The sequence below is a fragment of the Candidatus Burkholderia verschuerenii genome (assembly GCF_001189365.1).
Classification (GTDB): domain Bacteria; phylum Pseudomonadota; class Gammaproteobacteria; order Burkholderiales; family Burkholderiaceae; genus Caballeronia; species Caballeronia verschuerenii.
The window spans coordinates 1-1,718 of record NZ_LFJJ01000352.1 but is presented as its reverse complement, the minus strand read 5'-3'; the positions used below and the strand labels follow the sequence as shown (position 1 = coordinate 1,718).

Sequence of the window (1,718 nt, the reverse complement as noted above, 5' to 3'; positions counted from 1 at the left end):
TGCTCGGCCCGCTTGGGTACGTGTCGCCGGCGGAGGCAGAGGAAGCGTACAATCGGAATCCGGTGCTTTCCGCTCGCGCGGCGTAGCGCCAAACTCGGCGGTCTCCGACAAAGCCGGGGCGGTTCAATGTCAGTTTCTCCTTCCTGTTTCTGTTGACTGCTTCCCGTATGCGACTCTGCGCCTGTGACACGGCTACCCAGCTCTGCGTCCAGACCATGCTTTGCATGCATCGCATTCACTTCGGTCACGCTCCTTCCCTCCACCAACTCCGCCACGACCGATGCCGCTTTGTTCGCCGGCTTCCCTGGTACTATGAGCAGGTCTGACTTCTCCGGACCGTACATCATGGCCTACGGCTCCCAGCCTTCACCATGCGACCCATCGCCCGGCTGGCGAGGGCGGTCCGGAGATCTCGCGGTTCCCGTTCAAGAAATCGTCCATTCCCACGGGACCGAGCGGTTACCCGACCGAGCGGTTTCGCGTCAACACCTTTGGCAAGAGCCGTATGCAGTAATTCTGCACTTACGGATCCGTGCGGGGGCGATGGGTAAAAAAATCAGTGGACATAGCCTGCACGGTCAGATCCCCGACTGCTAGACGTCGATTTCTGCGCGCTTACGGTAAATCCCGTATCCACACGGCCCTGCCTCATAGCAGAACGAAAGATGCGCGTCTCCCTTTCTCAACTGCCGAACCAGCTTTTCGATCGCCTCCGGCGTATTCGCAATCTCGCCAACGTAACGAACTTCCCCTCCGTTCGCATCGGCCACAGAAACCGCAATCGTTGCCTTGTGCACATCCAACCCAACGAACTTGCTAAACTGCTTCGCGACCTGCTCTTCTCAATTGCGGCTCTGAGCCTTTGGTTTTTTTGGAGCCTCAAGCTTAACCAGCGTCGCTTGAGGTGCAGCAGGTCCAATACATTATGTCTAGATGGCGAAAAGGTATCTCCCGAGTGAGCCCAAAACAGCGCAACTGGGACGGGAAAACTGTCTCACCGGGGTGTATGATTTTGGTTTTCCAAAATCGGACGTAAATGTACTCGTACAGTGCCCATCCATTTGGATCGGAATTTTAATTTCTTAATGCAGACGGGCCTTCATTGAACGGAGAACAGTAATTTTATTATTACTCGGATTGATGACGACATCTTCCGAAAACACTTTGACGTTGACTTTTCCAGCATTCCGAGCCAGTAAAGCGTAACTGTATCCAGCTCTAATAGCAAAACGGGGCGCTTGCGCGTGGTTATAATCGAAAACGGAAACATTTTCCTGGACATGATCGATCCTTGTGCCTTCTTTGCCCAGATAAGTTATCGCAGATCTGTCGAATGCACTTACTGTATCAACCAAGTCATTAGTCAGTTCTTCAGAATTAGTCGAAGCCAAGCATGGCAAGGGGTTGCCGGAAGATCGTGTTTTTCAGAACTCCCAGAAGCGATATTGATCTGAATGGTCTCCTGGGAGTTTGGAACCTCGCCGATGAGCACGCCCGATTTCTTTCGCAGCCGCTTGGACAGCATGATTGATCAACTTCACCCGCTCGCTGTGCTGGCCAATCGCATGCCGTGGGCATCGATCGAAGCGCCGATTGCGGTAGGGATGTCCATTACTGAACACCCCCCGCACAGATCCCGGCGTGCCCAATTTAGGCACCGGGCTCCTACCTTGAGTGCTTGACGACAAAGCGCCGATCAGGCCATGGATGAAGAATGC

The 1,718-nt window shown here is 54.0% G+C and carries 2 protein-coding genes; both read right to left on the bottom strand.

The annotated features are described in order from the left end of the window. Positions 1–1,082 precede the first annotated feature (1,082 nt). On the bottom strand, positions 1,083–1,355 hold the full coding sequence (locus tag BVER_RS36105) for a cytotoxic necrotizing factor Rho-activating domain-containing protein (protein ID WP_502255043.1): 273 nt from the start codon (positions 1,353–1,355) through the stop codon (positions 1,083–1,085). Positions 1,356–1,424: 69 nt separating this feature from the next. Then, positions 1,425–1,718: hypothetical protein (locus BVER_RS34925; RefSeq protein ID WP_232316911.1), on the bottom strand; the 294-nt coding region annotated here is incomplete at its 5' end.